Source organism: Streptomyces taklimakanensis (assembly GCF_009709575.1).
Classification (GTDB): domain Bacteria; phylum Actinomycetota; class Actinomycetes; order Streptomycetales; family Streptomycetaceae; genus Streptomyces; species Streptomyces taklimakanensis.
Genome location: NZ_WIXO01000002.1, coordinates 87,660 through 90,446, shown reverse-complemented (window position 1 = coordinate 90,446; position 2,787 = coordinate 87,660). Strand labels below are relative to the sequence as shown.

Here is a 2,787-nt window from a genome sequence, read left to right as displayed (position 1 = left end):
CTGTCCTCTGTTTCTTCGGGCCAGGCCGATCTGGGTGTCCGGTCAGGGTGCCAACGGTCGGCAGGACGGACGACTTCGGTCGTCCTGCCACCAGCGCGAGTCGGCCGGCTCACCTGCTGCGGAAGGCAGGCGCCGCGCTGTTTCGGCGCACTTCCGGCCTTCGCGGGCTGAGGTTCATCGACGTTCCAGCTAAACGAATACACGATCGGACAATCCCTGTCGCGCGCAGATGCATTTTCCGGAAACGGCCCGAGGAGCATAGGAATTCGAATTCTTTGAATCGACCCGGGCTGCAGCAAGTGGCAAGTGGCTCCGGTGAACGAGAGCCGGTCCATAGCATCGGCCCAGCAGGGTCAGAGACCACAGACAGACAAGGGGTAACGCCATGACCGACGCCGTGGAGAGGGGGGCGACCTGCCCCGTCGCCCCTCGCGGCTGGCCCAATCCGCTGCTGCCCGAGTACGACCAGCTGCCGGAAGGCCGTCCGCTGACGCAGGTCACGATGCCGTCGGGTAGCAAGGCGTGGCTGGTCGCGCAGCACGACCACATCCAGCGACTGCTGGCCGACGACCGGTTCAGCGTGGAGCCGCACCCCACGTTCCCCATCCGGTTCCCCGCGCCGCAGGAACTGCTCGACATGATCGCCAAGGACTCGAAGAACCTCCTGGTGACCATGGACCCGCCGCGCCACACCCGCGTCCGTCAGATGGCACTGCCGGACTTCACCATCAAGGCCGTGGAGAAGCTGCGGCCCCGGGTGCAGGAACTGGTCGACGAGTACCTGGACCGGATGGAGGCCGAGGGCAGCCCCGTCGACCTGGTCCAGGCGCTGGCGCTGCCGCTTCCCGCCCAGGTGATCTGCGAGCTGGCCGGCATCCCCGAGTCCGAGCGGGACACCTTCACCCGCAACGCGGCGATCATGGTGGGCACCCGGCACTCGTACACCATGGACGAGAAGCTGGCCGCCAACGAGGAGTTGATGAAGTACTTCGCGACCCTCGTCACCGAGAAGCAGAACAACCCCACCGACGACATGCTCGGCAACTTCATCAGCCGGGCGAGCCAGACCGACGAGTTCGACCACCACGGTCTGACCCTGATGACCAAGATGCTGCTGATCGCGGGCTACGAGTTCATCGTGAACCGCATCGCGCTCGGCACCCAGGCGCTGCTCGACCACCCCGAGCAGCTCGCGGCGCTGCGGGCCGACACCGCTGGGCTGATGCCCAAGACGGTGGACGAGGTGCTGCGCTACTTCAGCCTGGTGGACGAGATCATCGCCCGGGTGGCGCTCGCCGACGTGGAGATCGACGGCGTGACCATCAAGGAGGGCGAGGGCATCCTGGTGCTCAAGGGCCTGGGCGACCGCGACCCGGCCAAGTACGCCGACCCGGACACCTTCGACATCCACCGCGACGCGCGGGACCACCTGGCCTTCGGCTACGGCGTCCACCAGTGCCTGGGCCAGCACGTCGCGCGCCTGATGCTGGAGCTGTGCCTGACCAGCCTGATCCACCGCTTCCCCGAGCTGCGTCTGGTCGAGAGCGACGAGCCCATCGAGCTCGTCGACGGGCTGCCCCCGGTCCACAAGCTCATGGTCGGCTGGTGACCGGATGAAGGTCCACGCGGATCGCGACCGCTGCATCGGCGCCGGACTGTGCGCGCTGAACGCCCCGTCGGTGTTCGACCAGGACGACGCCGGTCTGGTGGTCGTGCTGAACGACTCGCCCTCGGACGCCGAGGCCGCGGACGCCCACAAGCTCGCCGAACACATCTGCCCGTCGAAGGCCATCCTGATCTCGGACGGCTGAGGGCCACCGCCCCGTCCCGCACGGGCCGCGGGTCCGGTGCCTTCCCGTGTGGGCACCGGACCCGCGGCCTTTCCCGTTCCGTACCCCTATCCCAGCGCCGACCGGAGTGGACAGCTCACATGACAAAGCCCAACGGATGGAAAGTGCTCAACGCCGGTCGGGAGGCCGGGCTCGTGCTCGCCGTCGACTTCGCCACCACGGGCCGGTCCGACTCGAGCTTCTCGGACCTCGTCCCGCTCCTCTCCCCGGAGCTCACCGTGTGGGAGACCAGGCAGCCGCACACCGCCACCGGGATGTCGGCAGAGGACTACCTCGCGCTGTGGGACGGCGAGGTCGCCGACAGCGGCCGCACGGTGCGGGCGGTGCTCGGCTACTGCGCCGGCAGCGTGTTCGCCGGTGAGCTCGCCGCCCGGATCGCCGCCCGGCAGGCCGAGGCGCCCCGGTTCGTGATGTTCGATCCGGAGGTGCCGACACCGGCCGGCCTGTACCGGGACTTCGCCGCCATGATGGACCAGTTCGCCTCGGTGCTGTCGCCCGAGGAGGTGGCCGCCGCCCAGCGGGAGGGCGTCGCGGCGCAGACCGCCGCCCCGGACTTCGCCGCCTACGGCGACGAGCTGGTCCGGATCTTCCTGGAGCGGGCCGGCGCGGCGTTCGCCCGCGAGGAGCTCGACACGGAGCTGCTGGACGAGTTCGTCGCGGTGTTCCGGTCGTTCGTGTCCTACCTCAACGCGGCCCGGCAGATCGACCCGACCGCCGCCTGGCGCACCGCGACCGCGGTGAGCTCCCGCGAGCCCACCGAGGGGGCCGCGCTGGCCGAGCGGTCCGTCGAGGTGCCCGTCGACCACGCCGACATCCTGCGCAGCGAGCGGGTGGCCGAGGCGGTCAACGAGATCATCGGCGTGTACGCCTCCTCCTGACCGGTTGTCCGACGGGCCCGCCCCCGACCGCCGAAGCGGTCGGGGGCGGGCCCGTCGAA

3 protein-coding genes are annotated in these 2,787 nt (G+C 69.5%); all 3 read left to right on the top strand.

The window, feature by feature from the left end; all coding sequences use genetic code 11:
- Positions 1-385: 385 nt before the first annotated feature.
- The 3 genes from F0L17_RS26375 (at position 386) to F0L17_RS26365 (ending at position 2,728) form a co-directional block, all read left to right on the top strand.
- On the top strand, positions 386-1,609 hold the full coding sequence (locus F0L17_RS26375; protein ID WP_155074265.1) for a cytochrome P450: 1,224 nt from the start codon (positions 386-388) through the stop codon (positions 1,607-1,609).
- A 4-nt stretch (positions 1,610-1,613) separates the two neighbouring features.
- Positions 1,614-1,811, top strand: a complete 198-nt coding sequence (locus tag F0L17_RS26370; protein ID WP_155074264.1) for a ferredoxin — start codon at positions 1,614-1,616, stop codon at positions 1,809-1,811.
- 119 nt (positions 1,812-1,930) lie between these two features.
- Positions 1,931-2,728, top strand: a complete 798-nt coding sequence (locus F0L17_RS26365) for a hypothetical protein (RefSeq protein WP_155074263.1) — start codon at positions 1,931-1,933, stop codon at positions 2,726-2,728.
- The last annotated feature ends 59 nt before the right edge of the window (positions 2,729-2,787 follow it).

Bases quoted from the DNA above. Each gene is read 5' to 3' on its own strand.
- F0L17_RS26365 (WP_155074263.1), top strand. From the start codon at position 1,931: ATGACAAAGCCCAACGGATGGAAAGTGCTCAACGCCGGTCGGGAGGCC.
- F0L17_RS26375 (WP_155074265.1), top strand. From the start codon at position 386: ATGACCGACGCCGTGGAGAGGGGGGCGACCTGCCCCGTCGCCCCTCGC.
- F0L17_RS26370 (WP_155074264.1), top strand. From the start codon at position 1,614: ATGAAGGTCCACGCGGATCGCGACCGCTGCATCGGCGCCGGACTGTGC.